Origin of the sequence: Paenibacillus sp. 1001270B_150601_E10, assembly GCF_015558675.1 — a bacterium.
Classification (GTDB): Bacteria; Bacillota; Bacilli; order Paenibacillales; family Paenibacillaceae; genus Paenibacillus_B.
The window spans coordinates 64,462-89,338 of the sequence record NZ_JADMOL010000015.1; the positions used below are offsets into that span (position 1 = coordinate 64,462).

Consider the following 24,877-nt stretch of genomic DNA (forward strand, 5'->3'; position numbering starts at 1 on the left):
GGAGGTAGACTACGATGATGAAACTTAACCTTCAGTTGTTCGCATCCAAGAAAGGTGTAGGTTCCACGAAGAACGGTCGTGATTCCCACTCCAAGCGTCTTGGTGTGAAGCGCGCTGATGGCCAACTCGTAACAGGTGGTAGCATCTTGGTTCGCCAACGCGGTACTAAGATTCACCCTGGAACTAACGTAGGCATCGGTAAAGATGATACTTTGTTCGCGAAAGTAGAAGGCGTTGTGAAGTTCGAACGTTGGGGTCGCGATCGCAAGAAAGTGAGCGTCTACCCAGTTGAAGTAGCACCAGTTGCAGCAGCTGTGGAAAAATAAGACGTTTTCCGAAACCCTCGGCTCATGCCGGGGGTTTTTTGTATATATGGGGCCATTCATTTGATGGCTTTTGGACGACTACTCCTAGACATGCTATACTGTATGACGAGAGTTTGTACATATTAGCTATAGAGTGAGGGGCATGCAATGAGGAGAGCCTGGAACGTGCAGTGGATCTGCGGTCTGCTTGCTGTGGGAAGTGCCGTATTGCTTATGGGTTGGAACCTTGCGATGATCTGGCGGATCCTTATCGTTATGCTGCTGATCGTGAGCTTATCCACAGGGATTATTTCTCATTATCGCAAGCGCATTGCGGATGAAAAGATACGAGTGCACAGTGCTTATCAGAATGCATTAGACGTCATCAATCATCAGCGGCATGATTGGATGAATGAGCTTCAATTGTTATATGGCTATGTGCGACTAAAGAAATTTGATAAACTGCCGGATTGTGTGGAAACCATAAAAGAAAGAATGGCAGATGAGAGCCGAATCTCGAAGCTTGGATCTCCCGAGCTTGTTGTCTATTTGCTTAAGAATAGGGTATCGGGTCTCATGATGCCTCTTGAAGTTCATCTCTCTGAGACGGTTGAACTATCCAGACTTGCGCTTGGCACGAGCCAGGATCAAATCACAGAGCTCATTGAACGGGCGGTTCAAGTGTACCGCTTTGCGCCGAAGGCGAATGGACAAGCTGTAGCGCCGCTCAAGCTGTCAATCAGTGTGGAGGACAACAGGTTGTGGATCGACTTCGATTATCAAGGGAAACTGCTTCGGCCGGACGAGGTGGCAAGTCAATTACAGCAGATGGCAACTGAACGCGGCGTGCGGCTGGAGCAGTTGTCGAATCAAGAACAGGACGAGGAAGCTGTATACAGGTGGATCTTTCCTTATACAGCATAAAGAGGTGGAGCTTACGTGTTTGTAGATAAAGCGAAGATTTATGTTAAAGGCGGAGACGGAGGAGATGGCCTAATCTCCTTCCGTCGTGAGAAGTATGTGCCGAATGGTGGACCTGCAGGTGGCGATGGCGGACGAGGCGGAAGTGTTATTTTCCGCGTGGATGAAGGCTTGCGTACGCTTGTTGATTTCCGCTATCAGAAGCATTTCAAAGCAAAGCGCGGTGAAAAAGGACGTACGAAAAGCCAGCACGGAGCAGGCGCTGAGGATATGATTGTGCGTGTTCCGCCTGGAACGGTTGTCATTGATGATGATACACAGGAAGTCATTGCGGATTTGACGCGCCAAGGACAAGAGGTTGTCGTTGCAAAAGGAGGCCGCGGAGGACGAGGCAATATTCGATTTGCAACGCCTGCCAATCCGGCTCCTGAACTCGCTGAGCATGGGGAAGAAGGGCAAGAGCGCTGGGTTGTGCTTGAGCTTAAAGTGATGGCCGACGTAGGTCTCGTGGGCTTCCCCAGCGTAGGCAAATCGACCTTGCTCTCGGTTGTATCTGGAGCAAGACCGAAGATTGGGGCTTACCATTTTACGACGATCACTCCGAATTTGGGTGTTGTTGATGTTGGGGATGGAAGAAGCTTTGTCATGGCTGACCTTCCAGGATTGATTGAAGGCGCTCATACAGGAATTGGCTTAGGACATGAATTCCTGCGCCATGTCGAGCGCACGAGAGTGATTCTTCATGTCGTGGATATGGCAGGTACAGAAGGTCGTGACCCGTTCGATGACTGGGTTAAGATCAACGATGAGCTGAAGCTGTATAACGCAAAGCTTGCAGAGCGTCCACAGATTATTGCGGCCAATAAGATGGATATGCCAGAGGCAGAAGAGAATCTGGAGCGATTCCGTGAGCAGGTGCAAACGATCCGTGACGATATTCAGATTGTACCGATCTCTTCCTTAACGAAGATGGGCGTTCAAGAGATGATCTATAAGACGATGGACCTATTGGAGCAAACCCCAGACATGCTTGAGGTTGAAGAGGTTGCTGAAGTAGAAGAACGCAAGATCTATCGCATGGAGAAGAAGCAGGAAGGTCCTAAATTTACGATTCGTCGTGAAAATGAAGGCTTCGTCGTTGAGAGTGAAGCCATTGAGAATATGATGAAGCGGATGCAAATGACGTCGCATGAGGCTATCCTTCGATTCGCTCGTACGCTTCGCCATATGGGAGTCGATGAAGAGCTTCGCAAGATGGGTGCGGAAGAGGGTACGATCGTACGCATTGGCGACTTTGAATTCGAGTTTGTAGAAAGCAGCGGATATTATTTCTAGGGTCCAAAAAGTTTAGCAGGTTGGATTGGTGTTGATCATGAACAAACCTTTATATGCCCAGATTGCAGAGCATCTGATCCAGCTTATTAATGCCGGCCACTATCATCCCAATGATAAGATTCCGACGGAGATGGAGCTTGCAGAGCAATTTGGCGTTAGTCGTATTACAACAAAACGAGCCTTGCTGGAATTAGAGACCCGGGGGTATATCTACCGCAAACGCGGGAGCGGAAGCTTCGTAAAGGAGCTTCCAGTTCCGCCTGCTCCTATTGTGAGTCATGATTCTCCCCATGCTCGCCGACATCTGTCGATTGTGCTGCCTTATGTGGATGCAGGGAAGGACTTGCACTACTTTCGCGGCGTAGCGGATTATATTGAGAAGCAGGGCATTATGCTTAGCCTGCACTTCACGGATTGGAGAGCAGACAAAGAGCGTGATGTGCTGCTCCATCTGCGCAACTATGGCACGGGGGGCATCATCTGGTATCCCGTCAATTCCATTAATAACGCGGATATTGCTCACATCTTGCATCTAGAGGGGCATCCTGTCGTATTGCTGGATCAGTACTTTGATGGATTAACGGTACCTAGCGTCGTATCAGACAATAAAGCAGGAGGCTACGCGGCGACGGAGCACCTGATCAAGCTTGGTCATAGGCGAATTGCCTTCGTATCCAGTATTGATATAGAGCAGCGTAGCTCGGTCAGAGACCGTTTTCTCGGTTATTGCCAAGCGCACAGCGATTATGGCGTTCCGATTCATCCTGAGTTTATTATTACTGGATTCCATCAAAAGCTGTGGGCACAAGGCAAGAGCAAATTTTACACCGAACTTATTCAGCCTCTTATTCATATGGGGGTGACGGCATTTCAAGCTGAGCATGATTATATTGCTTTAGACCTGATCGATGCGGCAATGGAGCTGGGTATTTCTGTTCCAGAGCAGCTGTCGATTATGGGCTACGACGACATCAGTATTGCAAGCCAGCATCAGGTGCCGCTTACGACAATCAGTCAGAATTGCTACGAGATTGGTCGAAAAGCAGCAGAAATTATGCATAGCATGATGACGGCCGGGGGATTTGAAGCGTCAGTCGATCGAGGCATTTATACCGTAAAAGTCGAGTTCATGGAACGCGAGTCTACGGCTAACGTTCTTGAATAATCCTTTAAACTATAACCGTATTAACGATGATTGATATATCGTCGTGGATGCGGTTTTTTGTTTTTCAAATTTTAAAAATATAGAGAATTAGACATATCAAATATTGCATTAATCTGAATTTACAGCGAACAAAATATCTAAATAATATTAATAAGATATATCATATTAGTCAATGATCAATTTTTTAACCGAAATAGGGATTTACAAAATGGTATAAAGCGGATATTATTATGCATGTAAGCGCTTACCGATGACCATAATGGAGAAGTTTGCTATAACTATACGCCCATGTTGCCAAATTAGGTATGTTATTAGTTATACAAACATAATTATGGTATATCAATATGTTTAGGGTTGAACTCATTATCGAGAGGGGATGAAGAGAAGAGATGAAGGGGATTAAAGTCTTTCTCATGTGTACCTTGTTTTTGTTAACGCTTGCAGGATGCGGTGGAACAAGCAATGGTACGACAGAATCTACAGGAAACACATCAAAAGAAAATTCTTCAACGACTTCGAATCAAAATGAGAGTACGACAACCAAGGAACCAGAGGAAAAGAAATTTGATCTGCAAGGGGCAACGATCAAGATCGGCCAATGGTGGGACGGTGCTGATCCACGTACCGTGCCAGAGGAAGAGCGCTCCATTGGCGTAGAAGAATCGATTAAGAAACTTGAAGAAGTAGAGAAGAAATACAATGCCAAAATTGAATATGTAACATTTGCGGATTATGGCAAATACGTAGAGAACTTTACTACAACATCGCTTGCTGGCGAGCCTTTTGCTGATATCGTGGTGCTTGAGTTGTTCTGGTCATTCCCGCAACTAGCAAAGAAGGGCTTTATCGCTCCGCTTGATGACTATCTTGACCTGAGCGATCAGAAATACAACGCTTGGATGAAATCCGGCGGATCTTTTAACGGAAAACAATATGGATTCTATGACGGCGTTCCTTCTCCTTATGGCTTCTTCTACAACAAGACGATGGTAGAGGAGATGGGCCTCGAGGATCCATTTGAGCTTCAGCAAAAGGGCGAGTGGACTTGGGAGAAATTCCGCGAGCTTGCTAAGAAAGCGACTAAAGATACAAATGGCGATGGAAAGATCGATGTTTACGGCATTGCAGGAGCCTACGGCAAGGTGAACTATATGGGCGAACAGTTCATCTACAGCAACAAGGGCGCTGTTGATCGCGATGAGAACGGAGAGATGAAGTTTGCGATGGATTCCAAAAACTCCATTGAGGCTCTTCAGTTCTTGTCTGACTTATATAACGTTGATAAGTCCATTCTGCAGCCGGTTCCAGATGATGCAGCAAAAGAATTCGTTGCAGGGAAGGGACTTATGTACGGCGGATTCAACTGGGAAATGAGCGGACTGATGGAGAAGATGCCAGGAAAGACACTTAGCTACGTCTTTTTCCCGAAAGCGCCGCAAGCTGATGATTATATGAGCTATACCCCATTTGGAAATATGTACATGATCTCCAAGTATTCTAAAAATGCGGAAGCAGCAGCGCATATCCTAGATGAAATCAGCTTGTTCCAACGCGGTGAGGAAATTGCGCTTCAATCGCTGGAAGAAAAAATGCCAACGAAGGAAATCTTCGAAACTCGCAAGCTGATGCGTGAAAAGATTGACTACTCTGGCGGCTACTACGCGCTTCCTGACTCCGGAAAGCTGTTTGAAAGCGTAATCAATGCCATTATTCAAGATAAGGCCTCTCCTGCAACGGCAGTAGAGAAAGTAAAACCACAGTTTGAGGCGAGCTTAAACAAGCTGCTCCAAGATAGTAAATAGCACACCTTAAGAACAAGGCTTGCTCCCGCTATGAGGCGAACGTTGTAGCGGGGGCAGGCGATGCGAGGGGGAAGCAAATGCTGCACCGTAAGAAGATTGCATTCTTGCTCATTGTCGTGATAGCGATAGCGGCTGTCGCCGTATTGTGGCTCACATCGGACCGCTCAAGCGAGACGGTAATCGATTACCCCATGGATAGTTCAGGCTTAGTAGCAGTAGGAACGCATCAGAAGAAGGACGGATATCAGAGCTATATTCAATCCTATTTAAAAGAAGAGCGGCCTAAGGAAGAAATCGTGATTCCAGCAGATTCATTTACGCAAGTTGAAGGCATGGAGGAGCACAAGCCTCGAGTGATTGAGGGGCTTCAGGAACGTGTAGTTCGCACTGGAGCGGACGGGACGATCGAATGGAAGTTTCAGATCAAAAAAGCGGGCTTGTATCAGATCGATATGACCGTAGCGCCTGCGCCTGGCAAGGATTCAGACGTAGAACGAGAGCTTCGAATCGATGGAAAGCTGCCTTTTATAGAAGCGAAAAGTTTCATGTTTCAGCGGATTTGGAAGGATGAATCGACAGAGGTTGTTCGAGACGCGAACGGCAATGATCTTACACCGAAGCAGGTAGAGGAAGCCTTATGGCAGACTGTTCCCTTAAAGGATGGGGCGGGATACGAGCCAAAGCCGTTCCTTTTTTATTTTAGTGAAGGCGATCACACATTACAGCTTACCTCAGTTAAAGAACCTATGGACATTGCACAGATTCGAATTCACAACCCCGACGAGCGTCCTGCTTATGAGGAGCTGGCCAAATCTTACGAATCTAATGCTATCCCTACACCAAGCGATGTCATGATCAAGGTGCAGGGGGAAGCTGTAAGCTATAAATCTTCTCCGTCGCTATTGCCGATGTACCATCGAGCAAGCCCAGCGGTAGAGCCGTATTCCGTATCCAAGCAGCGCAACAATATCATGGGCGGCTACGCTTGGCGGGCACCTGGACAATGGATGGAATGGGAGATCGATGTCCCTCAGGACGGGCTGTACACCTTGTCTTTCAAAGTTCTTCAAAACTTTGTAACAGGTTCATCCTCTCTGCGCTCCTTAACGATTGACGGCGAGCAGCCATTTAAAGAGGCAGAGCGAATCGGATTTCCATACAGTACATCCTGGCAGATGAAGACTGTCGGCAAGGATGAAGAAACACCGTACTTGTTCCACCTGACCAAGGGCAAGCATACGATTCGACTTGAAGTATCGCTTGGCGAATATGCCCCCATCATTCGAGCAGTGGAAGCAAGCATCCTGGAGCTGAACAGCATGTATCGTGAAATTATCAGCTTTACCGGGACTGTGCCAGATACATATCGCGATTATCAGCTGGATAAGCGGATCCCTGAGATGGCAAACGTCTTCCGAGAGCAGAGCAAGGTGCTGCTTCAGATTGCGGATATGATCCAAAGCCCAAGCGGAGGCAAGGAGCGAGCAGCAATCTTAAATACGCTTGCATATCAGCTTCAGGATATGGCGGACCGGCCGGATACCGTTCCTTCTCGTATTGATACCTTTAGTACAAACGTAGGAGCGCTGGGAGCGTGGATTCCAACATTAAATGAGCAGCCGCTTGCTATCGATTATCTGATCGTCGCTTCGCCGGATGTGAAGCTGCCTGATCCGGAGGCTTCGCAGATGAAGCGGCTTTATACAGGCGTTCAGCAATTCGCGGCTTCTTTTGTTGAGAAGTACGATCAATTCAGCCTGGCTGAGGAAGAGGACAAGGTCATTAACGTATGGGTAACGACAGCAAGAGACCAAGCCCTGATTCTTAATCGCATGATTGCCGATCGATTTACGCCGGAAACGGGCATTCAGGTTAATTTGAAGCTGGTGCCAGCGGGTGTGCTGCTTCCTTCGACGATTGCGGGCAAAGGTCCTGATGTGGCGATTCAAGTCGGCAACGAGCTGCCGGTAAACTATGCAACCCGTAATGCGGTAGCGGATCTCAGCCAGTTTGAAGATTATGAAGAACTGACGAAGCGTTTCCATCCAAGCGCGATGGTTCCTTATCAGTTTAACGACAAGGCTTATGCGCTGCCGGAAACCCAGACGTTCCCGGTGATGTTCTATCGCAAGGATATTCTCGTGGATGAAATGAAGCTAGAGGTGCCAAAGACATGGGATGATCTATTAGCTCTTATTCCTAAGCTGCAAAAGCGCAATCTTCAGATCGGCTTGCCGGATCGCCCGCTTAACACGATGGGAAATGAAGTCGCGAATACAGACGTCGTGACTTTGCCGCCGAATCCAACGTACAGCATGCTGCTGTTCCAAAGCGGTGGAGAGCTGTATCGTGAGGATGGCATCGAGAGCGGCCTTGATACGGAAATCGCCGTACAGGTGTTCAAAAAATGGACCGATCTGTATGTCAACTACAAGCTTCCGATCCGTGCGGATATTGCAAACCGCTTCCGTACAGGAGAAATGCCGCTCGTGATCGGCGATTATACGCTGTTTAACAAGCTGAATGTCTTTGCGCCAGAGATTAAGGGGCTGTGGGAATTTACTTCTGTTCCAGGTATCGAGACCGGGGACGGTACGATTCATAAGGATGTGGGAAGCAGCGGTACAGCTGCCATTCTTATGGAAGCTTCAGCGCATAAGCAGGAGGCGTGGGAGTTCTTAAAATGGTGGACGCGCGCTGAGACCCAGGTTGCGTTTGGCCGAGAGTTGGAAATTCGGATGGGTGCATCTGCAAGATATCCAACTGCGAATCTTGAGGCGCTCGATGAGCTGCCATGGCAAACAAATGATCTAAACAACCTGAAGGAGCAGTTCCAATGGGTAAAGGGAATTCCAGAGGTGCCAGGCGGATACTTTACCGGACGTCACTTGGATAATGCGTTCCGCAAGGTCGTGGTCCAAGGCGAGGATGCGAGGGAATCCTTGGATTACTACTTGCGCTACATCAATGAAGAGATCACCTTGAAGCGTCAAGAATTCAATCTTCCCTATAAGAAATGAGGGATCACATGAATGCAATCTACGAACCGAATCCGGAAAGGATCGAACCGAATAAAGCAGCTTCTTCTACAAAAAAACGAATCAAGTCTCGACTGCTCGGACAATGGAAGGATCTAAAGCGCAATAAGCATGCATTGGTCTTATTAGCACCTTATTTCCTAATCTTTTTCACATTCACAGTGCTTCCCGTATTGATGTCGCTTGTGCTCAGTTTTACGTACTTCAATATGCTGGAGGCGCCAAGATGGGTGGGATGGGCGAACTATGCGAGACTCTTTGCCCAGGATGATGTTTTCCTCATCGCCCTGAAAAACACGCTGTTGTTCGCTGCCATTACGGGGCCGATCAGCTACATGGCCTGCTTCTTCTTCGCTTGGCTTATTAATGAGCTGCCGCCCAAGCTGAGAGCATTTCTGACCTTGGTTCTCTATGCACCGTCTATTGCAGGGAACACGTATCTGATCTGGACTTTGCTGTTCAGCAGCGATTCCTATGGCTATATGAATGCCTTTTTGATGAAATGGGGCTTTATTCTGGAGCCGGTTCAATGGCTGCAGGACCCAAGGTTCATGCTTGGCATTCTGATCATCGTGCAGCTGTGGCTCAGTCTTGGGACAGCGTTCCTTGCCTTTATCGCGGGTCTTCAGAATGTGGATCGCACGTTGTATGAAGCAGGCGCGATTGACGGCATTCGCAACCGCTGGCAGGAGCTATGGTTCATTACGCTTCCTGCGATGCGTCCGCAGCTGATGTTTGGCGCCGTCATCCAGATCACGAATGCATTTGCGGTGGCAGAGATCTCGATCTATCTGCTTGGCTTCCCAAGCGTAGACTACGCCGCTCATACAATCGTTACGCATCTGATCGACTACGGTACCATTCGCTACGAGATGGGCTATGCTTCAGCGATTGCAACCGTACTGTTCGTCATTATGCTGACGACCAATATGATTACGCAGAAGCTGCTTCGGAAAGTGGGGGATTAAGAACAGATGAAAGGGATAAGCATCCGAAGTAAGCGACTCAACCGCTCATGGTTGATGGATATCCTGCTGTTTTTACTGCTTGGGCTTGTTGCGGTATTCATGGCGCTTCCGCTTGTGTTTACCATCAGCAATGCATTCAAGCCGCTTGATGAGATTTTCATTTTCCCGCCAAGGTTTCTGGTCCGCAACCCAACCTTGGATAACTTTAAAAACCTAGTCGTCCTTTTTGCCGATACATGGGTTCCGTTCTCTCGTTACGTGTTCAACACCTTTTTCATTGCAATCTTAGGTACCGTCGGGCACGTGATCATTGCCTCGGCAGCGGCATATCCGCTTGCGAAGGTAAGATTCCCAGGACGCAACATCTTGTTCAGCATGGTTGTCATGGCGCTCATGTTCACCCCATATGTCACACAAGTGCCGAACTATATGACGGTAACGTGGCTTGGCATGGTGGATACGTATTGGGCAGTCATTCTGCCCGCTTTTGGGATGACGCTGGGATTGTACTTGATGAAGCAGTTCATGGAGCAAATCCCGGATGCCTTGATCGAAGCGGCCAAGGTGGATGGAGCTAGCGAGTACCGCATCTTCTGGCAGATCGTCATGCCGATCGTAAAGCCGGCATGGCTCACCCTGATCATCTTCTCGCTGCAGAATTTATGGACGGGGAACTCCGCAGCCTCACGGTTTATTTATAGCGAACAGCTCAAAACCGTAGATGCCGCATTCAGCCAGATTGCAGCGGGCGGCTTGGTTCGGACGGGGCCGGTTGCAGCCGTTACGCTGCTTATGATGCTGGTGCCGATCACGGTGTTTATCGTGACACAAAGCAATATCATTCAAACGATGTCCACGTCGGGCTTGAAGGAATAGGAGGAGCAACATGACGACGATCAAGAAATCCGTAGCCGTAATATGCGTGGTTGTATTGACGCTGCTGACAGCTGGAAGCGTATATGCTGCTCCCGAGGATAGTTACACCTATTCCTATTGGGGAGATCCCGTTCCATCGCCTTCGCCCTATGCGCCGGTAACGGTGTTGTATGGTCAAGACATGGGTGCAGGCAGCCTGAACATGCCTCAGGATTTGTTTGTAACCCGAGCGGGGGACATCTATATTGCGGATACCGGAAATAACCGGATTCTAGTGCTCGATTCGAACTGGCAGATGAAGCAGGCAATCAGTGAGTTTGAACATGATGGCGAGATGGATGCGCTGCTTGGCCCAGAGGGCGTTTATGTAGGGAAGGATGGGCATATTTACGTCGCAGACACACAGAACAAGCGCGTCTTGCAGTTTACGAGCGAAGGAAAGTTCGTGCTTGAGATCCTAAGACCAGAATCGTCGCTCATTCGTGCGGGGTTCGAGTATTCGCCGACGAAGGTTGCTGTAGATCGGGAAGGCCAGATCTACACCGTGAGCCGAGGCTCTTATGAAGGAATCATGATGTTCGACAGCGATGGCGTATTCGATGGCTTTATTGGAACGAACCGCGTCAAGTTCAATCCGATTGACCTGTTCTGGAAGCGGATCTCTACCAAAGAACAGCGCGATCAGATGGAGATGTTCGTACCGCTCGAATTCAACAATTTATCCATTGATGAGGACGGATTTATCTTTGCAACAACGTCTGAAGAGAATTCGGACTCGCCGGTAAAACGCTTGAATCCATCAGGTGTTGACATCCTGCGCAGCAAGGGCTACTTCCCTGTTAAAGGAGATATCAACACCCTGCAAGTGAGCAGTGCGCCCGGCAGCTCCATCATGATCGATGTGGCAGCAGACAAAGGCGGCATGTATTCGCTTCTTGATTCGAAGCGCGGACGCATTTTTACGTACGACAAGGAAGGCAATCTTTTGTATGTGTATGGCGGATTAGGGAGCAAGGTTGGCAAATTCAGAACGCCTTCTGCCTTTCAAATGCTGGGGGATCAGATGCTCGTGCTGGATAAAGGATTGAATCGCCTTACCGTGCTTGAGCCTACCGAATATGGCTATGCGGTTCGAGAGGCCGTCACCCATCTTTATGACGGCAAAGTAGAAGCTTCTACGAAAGAGTGGCAGCGCGTGCTTGCCCTTAACGGCAACAATGACGTCGCCTACATCGGGATTGGTAAATCGCTCCTGAAGCAAGGAGACAATGCTGCGGCAATGAGCTACTTTAAGCTTGGCAATCATCGCGAATGGTATTCCGAAGCGTTCAAGCGATTCCGCAAAGATATCCTGATGGAGAACTTTGGAACGATCGTCATGACGATTGTGCTCGGAGTGGTTGCCATTGTGGCAGCAGTGAAGCTGTTTGCACGAAGAACAGCAGGACATTATGACGAGGTTGGCGTTATTCGCAATCCTTTCTATACGATGATTCACCCGTTTAATGGATTTTGGGAGATGAAGTATGAAAAGAAAGGCAGAGTGAAGATTGCGCTGCTGCTCGTATGTTTGCTCGTCATTTTTACGATTATCAAAAAGCAGTACAGCGGCTTTGTCGTGAATATGAACAACTTGGCGAATATGAACAGCCTGCAGGAGCTTCAATTTATTGCCTTGCCATTCCTGCTCTGGTGCGTAGCGAACTGGTCGCTTACTACACTTATGGATGGCGAAGGGAAGTTCAAGGATATTGTCATGGCGACCGGCTATGCGCTGATGCCGTTAGTGATCATCTTGATTCCGCAAACGCTGATCAGCAATGTCATGACACAAGGGGAAAGTGCGCTTTATTATTTGCTCGATGGCATTGCCTACGCTTGGTGCTTGGCGCTGCTGTTTGTCGGCACAATGACCGTGCATCAATATTCGCCAGGGAAGACGCTTGCGACGATGCTTCTCACGCTTGTAGTCATCGGGATTATCCTGTTCTTGTCCCTATTGTTCTTTAGCATGATGCAGCAGATTGTGAATTTCGTGGTGTCCATCTATCGCGAGATTTCATTCCGATTGTGAGGAGGGACGGACGTGATTCGATTACAACAACGAACCAAAATCATACTCTACTTGCTCCTAATCATAGGAGCCCCGCTTCTCATCGCAGGGATATGGAGCGGGAAGCTTGACCACGTGAATGCATCAATAGAGGCACAGGGGCATATTGAGTCTCGGCCGCTGTCTTCAGCTGAAGCGAAGACGATCAAGCTGGATGCGGGCAGCAATCGAGGAAAGGATGCCAATCGCCTCAATTCCGATAAAGAGCGGCAAGCGCTGCTGACCATGGAACAGGTAGCGGAGAATGATGATTTGAAGCTGTATCTGAATCGCAGCACAGCAGAGATTGCCGTTGTAGATAAGAAGAACAGCTACACGTGGTTCTCGAATCCGCAGGAGCGATCTAACGATACCCTTGCAGCACCGCTTTATCAGGCTGAGCTCGCTTCTCAGCTTATCGTGAACTACTACAGCGAGAATGGTCAGCTTAATCGAATGAACAGCTATGATGAAAGTGTGGCTAAACAACAAATCCAAATCGAGTCGATCGAGAATGGAGTTCAAGTGACCTACACCTTCGGTGATGCGTCAGATGCAAGAGGGATCATTCCTCAGACCATTCATAAGGAGCAAATGGAAGCGAAGATTCTGTCCAAGCTACCTGATGAGGATGCTAAGAAGCGCTGGCTGTCCCGATATCGTCTTGATGAAGAGACGGGCATTTATCGTGTGCGTCAGCTTCAGGATTATATCGCTGAAGAAATGGCAGAGCTTCTGAAGTCAATTGGCTATACCGAAGAGGATGCCTTGGCGGATGAAGGAGAAGCTGCAGCGGAGCAGACGGATGTCAAGCAGAAGCCAGAATTCCAGGTCGCGCTGCAATATAAGCTCGATGGGGATCAATTGGTAGCGATTGTGCCTAGCGATAAGGTTAGCTACAAGACGTCGTTTCCGCTCGCATCGATCGATGTTCTCCCGTTCTTTGGAGCGGCCGGAACAGATGCCAAGGGATATATGATTGTGCCGGATGGATCAGGTGCGCTTATCCATCTGAACAGCGAGAAGCTGAACGCAGAGCCTTATGTGATGCCGGTATACGGCCCTGATGACATGTTCAAGGCGGAAGAGCAGTGGCAGATCAATGAGAAGACACGCATGCCGATCTTTGGCATGAAGCAGGATGACCGCGCTTTCATTGGCATGATTGAAGACGGCGACGGGCTGGCAACAATTCTAGCGGACATTAGCGGTCGCAACCATTCGTTCAACAGCATCTCTTCGCGTTATCGGATTCTTGCTATGGACCGATATACCCTGACCTCTGGAACGAAGTCCAGTTCCGTTCCAATGCTCGAGAAGAAGGGCTACGAAGGGGAGCTTCGTATCCGGTACAGCTTCCTGTCGGGCGATGAAGCCAATTATGTGGGGATGGCTGATGTATATCGGGACTACTTGACGAAGATATTTGGGTGGAAGCCTGTAGAAGGCACATCGGCACCTTTCGTGCTTGAGCTGCTTGGCTCGTTCCCCAAGCAAAAGTCTTTTCTAGGCATTCCTTATACCTCCAATGAAGCACTGACGACGTTTGATCAAGCGCAGACGATTGCAGCTATGCTTAAGGATGCAGGCGTAGATGATCTTGCGATGCGGTACGTAGGCTGGTTCAACGACGGCATCCGTCATGAATCTCCTAAGAGCGTCAGCGTAGACCGTGTGCTTGGAGGGAAAAAAGATTGGATGGCGCTTTCGATATTTGCGGACAAAGAAAATATATCTCTATATGCGGATGTGGCGCTTATGGAACAATATGAGACTTCCAAGCATGCATCCTACTATTTGATGCAGTCCAAAGCGCGCAAATACGAATACGATCCTGTCATGAATATGGAGAACAAGAGCGGATTCTCCTATACACTGCTAAGTCCAGCCAAGCTTGGCGATGTGACGACAGCTTTTGTAACTCGTCTGAAGAAGCTTGGGACAGACGGAGTGTCATTGAGAGACCTTGGAGATACGCTTTATTCCGACTTCAACCCCTCGCAGATGATTACTCGTCAGGATGCCCTGCGTACGGCGAAGGAAACGGCGCTGTCCATTCAACAGTCAGGTGAGCGCGTTATGGTTAACGGAGGCAACGTCTATGTACTGCCTGCGGCGGATTTGGTCGTCAATGCGCCTACGATGAGCAGCCGGGCGAATCTAAGCGATGAGGATGTTCCTTTCTATCAGATCGTTCTCCATGGCTTTGTTGATTTAGCAGGACAGCCGTTCAATCAGGGGAGCATGGTAGATGTCCGCACTTCGATGCTGAAGGCGGCAGAGACAGGAATGAGCGTATATTATTCGTGGTTCTATGCAGATCCTTCCGCGGTGAAGAACACGGAGTACGACAGCTACATGTCTCAGTCCTATGCCACTTGGAAGGATGAGGCGATTAAGCAATATAAAGAGTTGAGCGAGCTTCATCAAGCGACCCGTGGCCAGTTGATTACGGGACATGGCAAGCTGTCAGACGGAGTGACATGGACAGAATACGAGAATAATGTCGCTGTTATTGTGAACTATACGAATGATGTTGTGCAGGTAAAAGGCCATCAGATCGAGCCAATGAGCTTTCTGGTTGGAACAGGCGGTGATCTTTCCTTATGAAAAAACTAACGATAAGTCAGCGTAAAGCAGGCGTAGGCATTTTGTTCTGTCTGCCGCTTCTATTTGGCCTGATCCTGCTGTTCATTCTTCCCCTGATTCAATCCTTTCGCTACAGCTTAAGCGATCTCAACTTGGTTCAGGGCGGGTTTGAATTGGAGTATAAAGGATTTAGCAATTATGTGAGCTTGTTCCTCTCCAATCCAACCTATATACGTGAACTAACGGAAGCGGTCGTCGATATGGTGGTCAACGTTCCGATCCTCATCATATTCAGCTTATTTGCTGCGGTGCTGCTGAATCAGAAGTTCAAGGGAAGAGGCTTTGTTCGAGCAGTATTCTTCTTGCCGGTTATTTTGGCTTCTAGCGCCATTGCTAATATGGATATCAGTTCTTTTGTAGGAAGCTCGACGCCTGGATCAGGGTCGGGGGCTGAGGGAGGAATGCTGCAAAGCTTTGAGCTGAAGAAAATGATGCTGGAAGCGGGACTTGCAGAAGTGTTCGTCAATTATTTGACAGGGGCGGTAGATCGAATCTACGAGATTATCAGCACATCCGGCGTACAGATGCTCATATTCCTAGCTGGATTGCAATCGATCTCTCCATCGCTCTACGAGGCATCTAAAATAGAAGGAGCAACAGGCTACGAGATATTCTGGAAGGTCACCTTCCCGATGATGACGCCATTGATTCTTACGAATACGGTTTATTCTATTATCGATACCTTTAGCCGCAACAAGATTAGTCTGACAATCTCCGAAACCGCCTTTAAGGTGTTTGATTTCGGCTTAAGCTCAGCTATGTCTTGGGTCTATTTCCTTGTCATATCCCTCCTGCTAGCCATCATGGTGGGACTAATCTCGCGGAAAGTGTTCTATTACGACTGAGGAGGCCGGATGCATGCAGCAATTATCAAAAACCATGGATGCCATCGTCATCCGCTTCAACCCTGCGAAGAAGGGCAAGGAATGGACCTGGAAGGTGCTTCGAACGTTATTGGTGACAGGATTCTGCTATATTATCTTGTTCCCCATCTTTCTAAGGCTGTCTGTTGCCTTCCGAGATAGGATGGACGTGTATGATCCTGCCGTACTGTGGATTCCAAGGCATTTTACGCTGGATAACTTTCGGATTGCGATCGAAACGACCGATTTCTTCGGGGCGCTTCGAAATACACTGTTGATCTCCGGAAGCACGACCATCATTCAGATCATCTCATGCGCCATGGCGGCTTATGCCTTTGCCAGACTAAAGTTTAGAGGCAGCGGCCTCTTGTTTGGCCTTGTGATCTTTACGATCATCGTTCCGCCGCAGACGATCATGATTCCGCTGTACATGACGTACCGCTACTTTGATCTCTTCGGCTTAGTGCCTGTGCTGACGGGACAAACGAGCTTTAACTTGATAGACACGTTCTGGCCCTTTATTTTATCCTCGGCAACCGGGATGGGGTTGAAAAATGGTCTGTACATTTATATCTTCCGACAGTTTTTCCGCGGTGTGCCGAAGGAACTCGAGGAGGCAGCCTTTGTGGATGGGGCAGGAATTGTTCATACTTTCTTCCGCATTATGGTTCCGAATGCGATACCGGCTGTTATTACCGTTGCGCTGTTCTCCTTCGTATGGCAGTGGAACGACAGCTATTATGTGGGACTCTTCCTCAACGATGTGAAGGTGCTGTCCACCCAGTTGATGAACATGGGCGTGAATTTAGAGGAACCGGACCCTGTTCTGCAATCGATACTGCTCAATACAGGAGTGCTGCTCATTACGGCTCCGCTGCTCATCATGTACCTGTTCGTCCAGCGTTATTTCGTAGAGAGCGTAGAACGTACAGGTATCGTAGGCTAACCGTTGTTGTGGGCTAGCTGATCATAGATAACGAATGATTGGCGGGTGCACAGGATTCGGTATGAGAATACCAAGGGATATCCGGCAGCGGTCGTCTGCCGGATATTTGTTTGGGAATGGGTTGCAACTTTTAACTGTATGGGTTGTCCTGTAATAGAAGAGACAAAAGACAGAGTAAAGCTGCAAGAAGAACCGATTGTCTCTAAGAAGCAAGAACTTTTGCAGACAGAAAGGGGTGATGGTGTTGAATCAAAGGCCAATGCCTCTCTATGCTCAAATCATCAGATTTTTAAAGGAGCGAATAGAAGAAGGCTACTATGTGCCCAATCAGCAAATTCCGACTGAAAAGGAATTGGCTCAGCACTTCCAGGTAAGCCGAATTACGACGAAGCGCGCGTTAGAAGAGCTGGAGCGAAGCGGCTATATTTATCGCAAGCGCGGCAGTGGAAGCTTTGTGAAAGAACGGGATGTAACAAGCGGACAGGAGAGCCTAGCCAGGGTAGATCGCATCTCGACGAAGAAAATCATATCGATGATCTTTCCTTATACGATGGATAATGGATATGCCGGCTTCTTAAAGGGAGTGTCCGATCAATTAGAAGCAAAGGGCTTTTACTTAAGCGTTCACTCCTCCGATTGGAATCCGTACAAGGAGCGAGAGCTGCTGCTTCGTTTGCCAGAGGAAGGATTCGATGGCGTCATTCTATATCCGTACAGCTCCATTGATAATATGGATATTGTCTATTCGTTAATGCTTCGAGGCTATCCGCTCGTTCTGATTGATCAGTATTATCCGAATATGAATGTATGGAGCGTGGTGTCGGACAATCAGCGCGGAGGCTATATCGGCACCGAGCATTTCATCAAGCTAGGCCATCAGCGAATTGCGTATGTATCCAGCATCGATCTGCATATGCGGACCTCCGTCCGCGACCGATTCTTTGGTTACGGTCAGGCGCTCCGTGATTATGGTCTTGTCCTTGACCCACATCTTTGCGTATTTAATTTTTATGAGAGTGTGAATGAAGAGAACAAAGTCGCTTATTATCAGCACCTCATACACAACCTCCTAAGCCGAGGCGCGACGGCAATTATGGCTGAGCACGATGAGCTTGCGCTGGACTTGATGCGAGCTTGCGCGAAGGGAGGAATCCTCGTACCAGAACACCTTTCAATCATAGGGTTTGACGACATTGAGCTGGCAGAACACCACGATACCCCATTAACGACAATTGCACAGCACTATTATGAGATTGGAAGACTTGCGGCAGAAGGAATGACTCTGCAGGTGAACAGCCCTGAACACCTTCATCGAACGGAGGAGAAGCAGCAGACGGTGCCTGTTACGCTTAAGCGTAGGGAATCTACTGCATCTCGCAAAGAAATGATATACAATGGAGGAACACCCATCATTTCTTAGGAGGCCAACATGAACGTCATTCCTTTACAACAACATGGATTCAACACAAGTCGACTCGTCCTCGGATGCATGTCCTTTGGAGGAGGCTGGAATAACGATCCGATTACAGATGCAGATATGCTAAAGGCGGAGAAGGGGTTGGATGCGGCTTTATCTATCGGCATTAACATGCTGGATCATGCCAACATTTATACCCGTGGCAAAGCCGAAGAGGTATTTGGCCGAATCTTCAAAGCGAAGCCGGAACTTCGTGAGCAGCTTATCGTACAAACGAAATGCGGCATCCGCTTTCAAGAAGGGGAAGTTCCAGGGCGCTATGACTTTTCAAAAGAACATATTCTAAGCTCTGTTGATGCATCGCTTAAGCGCTTAAATACAGAGTATTTGGATATTTTGCTGCTGCATCGTCCAGATCCGTTGATGGAGCCGTCTGAAGTAGCTGAAGCCTTTGGCAAGCTTAAGGCGCAAGGGAAGGTTAGAGCCTTTGGCGTATCGAATATGAGCGTCTCCCAAATGAGATTCCTTGAGCATGCGCTGTCTGAGAAGCTAATTGTCAATCAGCTGGAGATGAGCCTGTCTCATCTGCACTGGCTGGATCAAGGCGTTCATGTGAATCAGGATGCCGGTACGGGCGTGAGCTTTGGCGAAGGCATTATGGAGTATTGCCAAATGGAACGCGTTCAGCTCCAAGCATGGGGGCCTCTATCTCAAGGCCGCTTTACAGGCCGCTCTGTTGAGCAGGAGCCAGAGCATATTCAGCGCACGGCTGCTTTAGTGAAGCAGCTTGCAGAGGCGAAAGAAACGACGCCTGAAGCGATTGTGCTTGGCTGGCTGATGCGCCATCCAGCAGGCATCCAGCCGATTATCGGTTCGGGCAATGCTGAGCGTATTCTTGCATGCCAAGATGCGGAGCAGCAGGCGAAGTTGATGACGCGTGAAGAGTGGTATGCCTTGTACGTGGCCGCGCGCGGGATCCATTTGCCGTAAATGCTGACCATAAACATGAATGTTATGCATTGAATCATAAAAAGGAATGGATAGAGTTCAGATCTGAAGCCTCTATCCATTCTTGTATTTTCGGGCAAAAAGTGCGACGCATTATCCCTTGATAGTGGATAATGGGACTCCTTTTTTTATGCCACAGCAGCAAAGGCGCTGCTATGATGATCATAGGTGCGGTGTCAACTCACACCTAAGATGTCAGCTTACACCTAGTTGAAAAGGTATACAGCTTAGGGTCAGAAGATGGATACATAATGAATTCTTTGATACTCCTCTTCGAAGCCATATTTCCTATAAAGCTGCATAGCAGCGTCATTTTTGCTCTCTATGCTTAGCTGAACATCGACAGCGCCGGTTTGTTGAAGCCTCTGCAATATTTCAGATAGCATCGCTTTACCCATACCACGTCTTTGCCACTCGCGCTTTACTGCAAGGGTCGGAATTTTCGCGTGAATTCCTCTAAGGATAGAACAATGCAGCCCTGCCGCTTCCCCCTTTTCATTTACACATAGGAGGTAGAGATCTCTTAAACATACCACGTTTAGCGTATGCTGTGCCTGCATACCTGCATTCAAGCCAAGAGCAGCTTCTCCGAGAATCTGAAAAGGAGAATGAGAATGATTATAGTTAAACGATCCATCATTAAGCCAAATATGATCAGATAGCAACAGAGAAAAGCTATTTTTAAATCTGACAGCTGGAAGTCTTGTGTTTAGGTGGAAAAATTCGCTTCCATACGCAAAGTTTCGTGTATAATGTATTCAACTTTATTCTATGCCTATTGCCAATCTTCGGTCGTTTCGATATAATGTCCTCTATGACAGAACAAAAGTCTTTACACGGAGGACGAAACAATGTCTGAACGTTATTACCTCGTAAGAGAGGATATTTTGCCTGAGGCTGTCGTGAAGACGGTCAAAGCTAAGCAGCTGCTGGCTGCAGGAGAAGTGAAGACCGTACATGAGGCTGCAGAACGCGTAGATTTGAGCCGAAGTGCTTTCTATAAATATAAAGATGGCATCTTTCCTTTGAATCAATTAGAGCGGGAGCGTATCGTCACGATCTCATTGGATCTGGATCATCGTTCGGGTATTCTTTCCAAGGTGCTAGGGTCTGTGGCGAATTTTGAAGGCAATGTGCTGACGATTCATCAGACGATTCCTTTGCAGGGGATAGCGAATGTGGTGCTGTCCGTAGAGACATCCCTTATTGCAGAGCCTTTCGGGCAGATGCTCGATGCGCTGCGAGAGATTCCAGGAGTGAAGCGGGTAATGGTAATAGGGCAAGGATAACATTTAGATGCATGGGAATGGGAGGAACGTGGGATGAGACCAATTAAGGTAGGTTTGCTAGGAATGGGTACGGTTGGTACCGGTGTTGTCCGCATTGTCGAAGGTCATCAAGAAGATTTAAGCAGTCAAGTAGGCTCTCCAATTCAGATTAGCAAGATTCTTGTGAAGGATCTGGCGAAGCAGCGTCATCTCCATGTGAATCCTGATGTGATGACAGAGAATCCATGGGACGTCATTTATGACCCGGATATCGATGTGATTGTTGAGGTCATGGGCGGCATCGAGCCAACGAAGCAGTACATCCTTGAGGCGCTTGATCGAGGCAAACATATTGTAACGGCCAATAAGGATCTCATGGCCCTGCACGGTGTCGAGATTATGGAAAAGGCAAAAGCCAACCAATGCGACGTGTACTACGAAGCGAGTGTGGCAGGGGGCATTCCGATTATTCGTACCTTAATGGAGGGCTTCTCTTCTGATCGCATTACAAAGATCATGGGAATTGTAAACGGCACAACGAATTACATTTTGACCAAAATGAGTCAAGAAGGTGCTGCTTATGAGGATGTGCTGAAGGAAGCGCAAGCGCTTGGCTATGCGGAATCCGATCCTACCTCTGATGTGGAAGGCCTTGATGCGGCAAGAAAGATGGCGATCTTGGCTACACTTGGGTTCCATGCGAATGTGGCATTGGACGATGTATCGGTGCGGGGCATCTCTAGCATTACAAAGCAGGACATTCTTTATGCGAAGCGCCTTGGCTACGAAATGAAGCTGCTAGGTATTGCAGAGCGTCAGGATGATCAGATCAGCGTCGTGGTACAGCCAACGATGGTAAAGACCTCCCATCCGCTTGCTTCCGTGAATGGCGTCTTTAATGCGGTTTATGTGTATGGCGAAGCGGTTGGCGAGACGATGTTCTATGGACCAGGTGCTGGGGAAATGCCTACTGCAACCTCCGTGGTCGCAGACTTGGTAGCCGTAATTCGCAATATGAGACTTGGCGTTACAGGTCAGCATGCCCACCATGCCTATAAAGAGAAGAAGCTGAAGACAGACGATCAGATCGCTTACAAAAACTTTATCTTGCTTGATGTGCACGATAAAGCAGGTGTACTGGCGAAGATTACACAAGTCTTTACGATGTTTAATGTAAGCTTGGAATCTGTTGTTCAGCAGCCTAATCCGCACAATCCAGATGCGGAGATTGTGATTGTCACGCATGAAGCAAGCCAATCCAGCATGAACAAGGTGCTGGATGAGTTTGGACAGCTTGATGTGATCAAATCGATTAAGAGTGCTTACCGAGTAGAAGGCTAAGGAAGTTAGCTAAGGGTCATTATGGAATGATTCATTTACGTTTAATGGTTTCATATGGACGGAAAATGGAACGAAGAGGACAGGGAGGCTAAAGGTACTGTTGTACTTAAGCTTCGCTGGCTTCTTCGTATAGGGGCTATCCGATCTTCCGTTCCATGATAATACAGCCAATATTTTTGTTTATGGGGGAGAAACCGATGAGATATATGGGACTATTGCATACTTACACTTCAATGCTGCCAATCAATGAAGCGACACCGATGCTTACCTTGCATGAAGGAAATACGCCATTAATTCGTGCTGAGGTATTATCGAAGGAGCTTGGACTTAATATTTATTTGAAATACGAAGGTCTGAATCCAACGGGATCGTTCAAGGATCGCGGTATGGTCATGGCAGTAGCAAAGGCTGTGGAAGAAGGCAGCCGCACGATTATGTGCGCTTCAACGGGGAATACCTCGGCAGCGGCAGCAGCATATGCGGCTCGTGCGGGTCTCAATTGCATCGTGTTGATCCCTAACAACAATATTGCACTTGGCAAATTGGCGCAGGCCATGATTTATGGTGCAAAGGTTATCGCGATCGAAGGCAACTTTGACCGCGCTCTTGAAATTGTTCGTGAAATTACAGCGAAGCACCCAATCACGCTCGTGAACTCGGTCAATCCTTACCGTATTGAGGGTCAAAAGACCGCTGCGTTTGAAGTATGCGATCAATTAGGCGATGCTCCAGATATGCTTGCGATTCCTGTTGGGAATGCTGGCAACATTTCTGCCTATTGGAAAGGCTTCAAGGAATATTATGAAGCGGGCAAGTCCAGTAAGCGTCCTCGCATGCTTGGCTTTGAAGCAGAAGGCGCCATGGCTATCGTGAAAGGCGAGCCTATCGCAGAACCAGAAACAGTTGCAACTGCCATTCGCATCGGCAACCCGGCAAGCTGGAAGACAGCAGTAGAGGCTGCTGAGCAGTCTGAGGGACAAATCAATTTTGTAACGGATGAGGAGATATTGTCTGCGTATCAGCAGCTCGCATCCAAGGAAGGCGTATTTGCCGAGCCAGCTTCTGCTGCATCGCTTGCAGGCGTCATTAAGCTGTGTGGTGAAGGCTATTTCCAAGGCGGAGAGTCTGTCGTATGCGTGCTCACCGGCAATGGTTTAAAAGATCCGAACATCGCGATCAAGACCGCAGGCATTGAGCCGCTCGTCGTTCCTGATACGGAAGAGGCGGTTATGGAGGCTATCGAGCGGCTGGAGCGTGAAGAGAGATGATCCGCGAAGACGGTGTTCTTGTAAGAGTACCCGCAAGCACGGCTAATCTGGGGCCAGGATTCGATACACTCGGTCTGGCCCTCTCTCTTCATCTATGGATCGGCATGAAGCCGGCAGAGAAGACGGTCGTGCATATGTATGGAGATCATTTGGGGGGGCTTCCGAATAATGAAGACAATCTCATCGTGAAAGTCGCCTATCGGCTTTTTCGAGAGGCTGGACAGGAGATTGTGCCGCTTCAAGTGGACGTGTACAGCGAAATTCCGCTTACTCGCGGCTTGGGCAGCAGTGCAACGGCGATAATCGGTGCTCTCTTTGCAGCCAATGAACTGCTTGGCGAGCCGCTATCGAAGCAGCAGCTTTTTGATATGGCAACCAATATGGAGAAGCATCCGGATAATGTAGGGGCTTCCTTGTATGGAGGTCTTCTTGTTGCAGCTTGGGACGGCATGCAGGCACATGGATTAAGCCTTATGCCTGATCCATCCTTGACAACGGTCGTTGCGGTACCGAGGTTCCATTTGGAAACGAAGAAGGCGCGCAGTGTGCTGCCTGAACGATACGAGCTGAAGGACGTTGTATTCAACGTCAGCCGGTCCTCCTTGCTAGCAGCCGCGCTCGCTACAGGGCAGTATGATCAGCTGTCCATCGCCATGCAGGATCGTGTGCATCAGCCATATCGCGCACCGCTTGTGCCAGGTATGGAGGAGGTTCTGCAGGAGGCTGTCCATCATGGGGCGCTGGGCGCAGCGCTTAGCGGTGCAGGGCCTACAGTAATCGCATTAGCGAAGCGCGAGGAAGCCTCTGTGCATGCACTTATTGCATTTATGAAAGAAACGTTAAGCAGACATGGGGTTGAAGCCGATGTCTTCCAACTTGATCCGTGCAATGAAGGTGCGGTAAGGTTAGAAGGACAAGCTTCTGATATCCATACTCATATTCCTGTATCTTCTTCTTGAAGCAAGATGGAGCTGAATGTGAAGACAATGATAGAAGGCGTGGGTTGGTATGGCTCGTATTGCATTATTGCCCGAAGGGTCTGTCTCTCATGAGGCAGCCGTTCACTTGCTTGGAGATAAGCATGAACTAGTACATTTTAAGTTGATTTCGGACGTCTTTATGTCGACAGCGAACGGAGATACAGACTACAGCGTTATTCCTATCGAAAATACCATTGAAGGCTCCGTCAATTTGCACATGGATTGGCTCGTGCATGAGGTTGATTTGCCTATTCAGGCAGAGTGGGTATTCCCTTCCATACAGAACGTCGTTGGCCGTAAAGACGAGATTCAAGGAAGCTGGTCTTCCGTAACGAAGGTGTTGTCACACCCTGTGGCGATGGCCCAGTGCACGCAGTTTCTGCGAAAGCATCTTCCGCATGCGGAGCAGGAGCATGTGAGCAGTACCTCCGAAGCGATCCGGATGGTGAAAGAGCATCCGAATCAAGGTTGGGTGGCGATCGGAACTCGCTTAGGTGCTTTGACGCACCAGCTTGATGTTCTGGAGCCCCATGTGACCGATCATGATAACAACTTCACCCGATTCATTCTCGTCGGCAAAGAAAAGGTAACAGCTGCGATTGATTCAGCATCAAAGACAACGATACTGGTTACGC

At 48.5% G+C, this 24,877-nt stretch carries 20 protein-coding genes; 19 read left to right on the forward strand and 1 reads right to left on the reverse strand.

Going from position 1 to position 24,877, the window contains the following annotated elements; genetic code table 11:
* The first annotated feature begins 14 nt into the window (after window positions 1–14).
* The 14 genes from rpmA to I2H74_RS21920 all read left to right on the forward strand — a co-directional run bounded on the left by rpmA (window position 15) and on the right by I2H74_RS21920 (window position 19,367).
* Window positions 15–326 carry a 50S ribosomal protein L27 gene (gene rpmA / locus I2H74_RS21855; RefSeq protein ID WP_085498421.1) on the forward strand — a complete coding sequence of 104 codons (312 nt, stop codon included), beginning with the start codon at window positions 15–17 and terminating at the stop codon, window positions 324–326.
* Window positions 327–491: 165 nt separating this feature from the next.
* Entirely contained in the window at window positions 492–1,229 is a 738-nt protein-coding gene (locus I2H74_RS21860) for a Spo0B domain-containing protein (RefSeq protein ID WP_324254133.1), read from the forward strand.
* Window positions 1,230–1,244: 15 nt separating this feature from the next.
* Window positions 1,245–2,561, forward strand: coding sequence for a GTPase ObgE (obgE, locus tag I2H74_RS21865; protein WP_195576373.1), 1,317 nt, complete (start codon window positions 1,245–1,247; stop codon window positions 2,559–2,561).
* A gap of 37 nt (window positions 2,562–2,598) precedes the next feature.
* Complete coding sequence (locus tag I2H74_RS21870) at window positions 2,599–3,726, forward strand: GntR family transcriptional regulator (protein ID WP_195576374.1); 1,128 nt, start codon at window positions 2,599–2,601, stop codon at window positions 3,724–3,726.
* 389 nt (window positions 3,727–4,115) lie between these two features.
* Window positions 4,116–5,528 carry an ABC transporter substrate-binding protein gene (locus I2H74_RS21875; protein ID WP_195576375.1) on the forward strand — a complete coding sequence of 471 codons (1,413 nt, stop codon included), beginning with the start codon at window positions 4,116–4,118 and terminating at the stop codon, window positions 5,526–5,528.
* Window positions 5,529–5,605: 77 nt separating this feature from the next.
* On the forward strand, window positions 5,606–8,548 hold the full coding sequence (locus I2H74_RS21880) for an extracellular solute-binding protein (RefSeq protein ID WP_195576376.1): 2,943 nt from the start codon (window positions 5,606–5,608) through the stop codon (window positions 8,546–8,548).
* Window positions 8,549–8,556: 8 nt separating this feature from the next.
* Complete coding sequence (locus I2H74_RS21885; protein ID WP_195576377.1) at window positions 8,557–9,534, forward strand: carbohydrate ABC transporter permease; 978 nt, start codon at window positions 8,557–8,559, stop codon at window positions 9,532–9,534.
* Between the two features lie 6 nt (window positions 9,535–9,540).
* On the forward strand, window positions 9,541–10,410 hold the full coding sequence (locus I2H74_RS21890) for a carbohydrate ABC transporter permease (protein ID WP_195576378.1): 870 nt from the start codon (window positions 9,541–9,543) through the stop codon (window positions 10,408–10,410).
* A gap of 10 nt (window positions 10,411–10,420) precedes the next feature.
* Complete coding sequence (locus tag I2H74_RS21895) at window positions 10,421–12,484, forward strand: YIP1 family protein (protein ID WP_195576379.1); 2,064 nt, start codon at window positions 10,421–10,423, stop codon at window positions 12,482–12,484.
* A 12-nt stretch (window positions 12,485–12,496) separates the two neighbouring features.
* Window positions 12,497–15,112: a DUF5696 domain-containing protein gene (locus tag I2H74_RS21900; protein ID WP_195576380.1), complete on the forward strand. Its 2,616-nt coding sequence runs from the start codon at window positions 12,497–12,499 to the stop codon at window positions 15,110–15,112.
* Window positions 15,109–15,996 carry a carbohydrate ABC transporter permease gene (locus I2H74_RS21905; RefSeq protein ID WP_195576381.1) on the forward strand — a complete coding sequence of 296 codons (888 nt, stop codon included), beginning with the start codon at window positions 15,109–15,111 and terminating at the stop codon, window positions 15,994–15,996. The genes I2H74_RS21900 and I2H74_RS21905 overlap by 4 nt, the downstream gene beginning before the upstream one ends.
* A gap of 13 nt (window positions 15,997–16,009) precedes the next feature.
* On the forward strand, window positions 16,010–16,960 hold the full coding sequence (locus I2H74_RS21910) for a carbohydrate ABC transporter permease (RefSeq protein WP_229106930.1): 951 nt from the start codon (window positions 16,010–16,012) through the stop codon (window positions 16,958–16,960).
* Between the two features lie 244 nt (window positions 16,961–17,204).
* On the forward strand, window positions 17,205–18,380 hold the full coding sequence (locus I2H74_RS21915) for a GntR family transcriptional regulator (RefSeq protein ID WP_229106931.1): 1,176 nt from the start codon (window positions 17,205–17,207) through the stop codon (window positions 18,378–18,380).
* Between the two features lie 9 nt (window positions 18,381–18,389).
* On the forward strand, window positions 18,390–19,367 hold the full coding sequence (locus I2H74_RS21920) for an aldo/keto reductase (protein WP_195576382.1): 978 nt from the start codon (window positions 18,390–18,392) through the stop codon (window positions 19,365–19,367).
* A gap of 251 nt (window positions 19,368–19,618) precedes the next feature.
* Here I2H74_RS21920 and I2H74_RS21925 read toward each other — a convergent pair whose 3' ends face one another.
* On the reverse strand, window positions 19,619–19,957 hold the full coding sequence (locus I2H74_RS21925) for a GNAT family N-acetyltransferase (protein WP_195576383.1): 339 nt from the start codon (window positions 19,955–19,957) through the stop codon (window positions 19,619–19,621).
* Window positions 19,958–20,236: 279 nt separating this feature from the next.
* On the opposite strand from I2H74_RS21925, the gene I2H74_RS21930 reads away from it, so the two are divergent.
* The 5 genes from I2H74_RS21930 to I2H74_RS21950 all read left to right on the forward strand — a co-directional run.
* Window positions 20,237–20,674: an ACT domain-containing protein gene (locus I2H74_RS21930; RefSeq protein ID WP_169026489.1), complete on the forward strand. Its 438-nt coding sequence runs from the start codon at window positions 20,237–20,239 to the stop codon at window positions 20,672–20,674.
* 33 nt (window positions 20,675–20,707) lie between these two features.
* Complete coding sequence (locus I2H74_RS21935) at window positions 20,708–21,994, forward strand: homoserine dehydrogenase (RefSeq protein ID WP_195576384.1); 1,287 nt, start codon at window positions 20,708–20,710, stop codon at window positions 21,992–21,994.
* 197 nt (window positions 21,995–22,191) lie between these two features.
* Entirely contained in the window at window positions 22,192–23,262 is a 1,071-nt protein-coding gene (gene thrC, locus I2H74_RS21940) for a threonine synthase (RefSeq protein ID WP_195576385.1), read from the forward strand.
* Window positions 23,259–24,221: a homoserine kinase gene (gene thrB, locus I2H74_RS21945; protein ID WP_195576386.1), complete on the forward strand. Its 963-nt coding sequence runs from the start codon at window positions 23,259–23,261 to the stop codon at window positions 24,219–24,221. Before thrC ends, thrB begins: the two co-directional genes overlap by 4 nt.
* A 49-nt stretch (window positions 24,222–24,270) precedes the next feature.
* Window positions 24,271–24,877: prephenate dehydratase domain-containing protein (locus tag I2H74_RS21950; RefSeq protein ID WP_229106932.1), on the forward strand; the 607-nt coding region annotated here is incomplete at its 3' end.

What these genes read in the sequence shown, in the direction of transcription:
- I2H74_RS21920 (WP_195576382.1), top strand. Translation starts at nt 18,390, where the DNA reads ATGAACGTCATTCCTTTACAACAACATGGATTCAACACAAGTCGACTC.
- I2H74_RS21905 (WP_195576381.1), top strand. Translation starts at nt 15,109, where the DNA reads ATGAAAAAACTAACGATAAGTCAGCGTAAAGCAGGCGTAGGCATTTTG.
- I2H74_RS21910 (WP_229106930.1), top strand. Translation starts at nt 16,010, where the DNA reads ATGCAGCAATTATCAAAAACCATGGATGCCATCGTCATCCGCTTCAAC.
- rpmA (WP_085498421.1), top strand. Translation starts at nt 15, where the DNA reads ATGATGAAACTTAACCTTCAGTTGTTCGCATCCAAGAAAGGTGTAGGT.
- I2H74_RS21895 (WP_195576379.1), top strand. Translation starts at nt 10,421, where the DNA reads ATGACGACGATCAAGAAATCCGTAGCCGTAATATGCGTGGTTGTATTG.
- I2H74_RS21890 (WP_195576378.1), top strand. Translation starts at nt 9,541, where the DNA reads ATGAAAGGGATAAGCATCCGAAGTAAGCGACTCAACCGCTCATGGTTG.
- thrB (WP_195576386.1), top strand. Translation starts at nt 23,259, where the DNA reads ATGATCCGCGAAGACGGTGTTCTTGTAAGAGTACCCGCAAGCACGGCT.
- I2H74_RS21885 (WP_195576377.1), top strand. Translation starts at nt 8,557, where the DNA reads ATGAATGCAATCTACGAACCGAATCCGGAAAGGATCGAACCGAATAAA.
- I2H74_RS21930 (WP_169026489.1), top strand. Translation starts at nt 20,237, where the DNA reads ATGTCTGAACGTTATTACCTCGTAAGAGAGGATATTTTGCCTGAGGCT.
- I2H74_RS21935 (WP_195576384.1), top strand. Translation starts at nt 20,708, where the DNA reads ATGAGACCAATTAAGGTAGGTTTGCTAGGAATGGGTACGGTTGGTACC.
- I2H74_RS21875 (WP_195576375.1), top strand. Translation starts at nt 4,116, where the DNA reads ATGAAGGGGATTAAAGTCTTTCTCATGTGTACCTTGTTTTTGTTAACG.
- I2H74_RS21870 (WP_195576374.1), top strand. Translation starts at nt 2,599, where the DNA reads ATGAACAAACCTTTATATGCCCAGATTGCAGAGCATCTGATCCAGCTT.
- I2H74_RS21880 (WP_195576376.1), top strand. Translation starts at nt 5,606, where the DNA reads ATGCTGCACCGTAAGAAGATTGCATTCTTGCTCATTGTCGTGATAGCG.
- thrC (WP_195576385.1), top strand. Translation starts at nt 22,192, where the DNA reads ATGAGATATATGGGACTATTGCATACTTACACTTCAATGCTGCCAATC.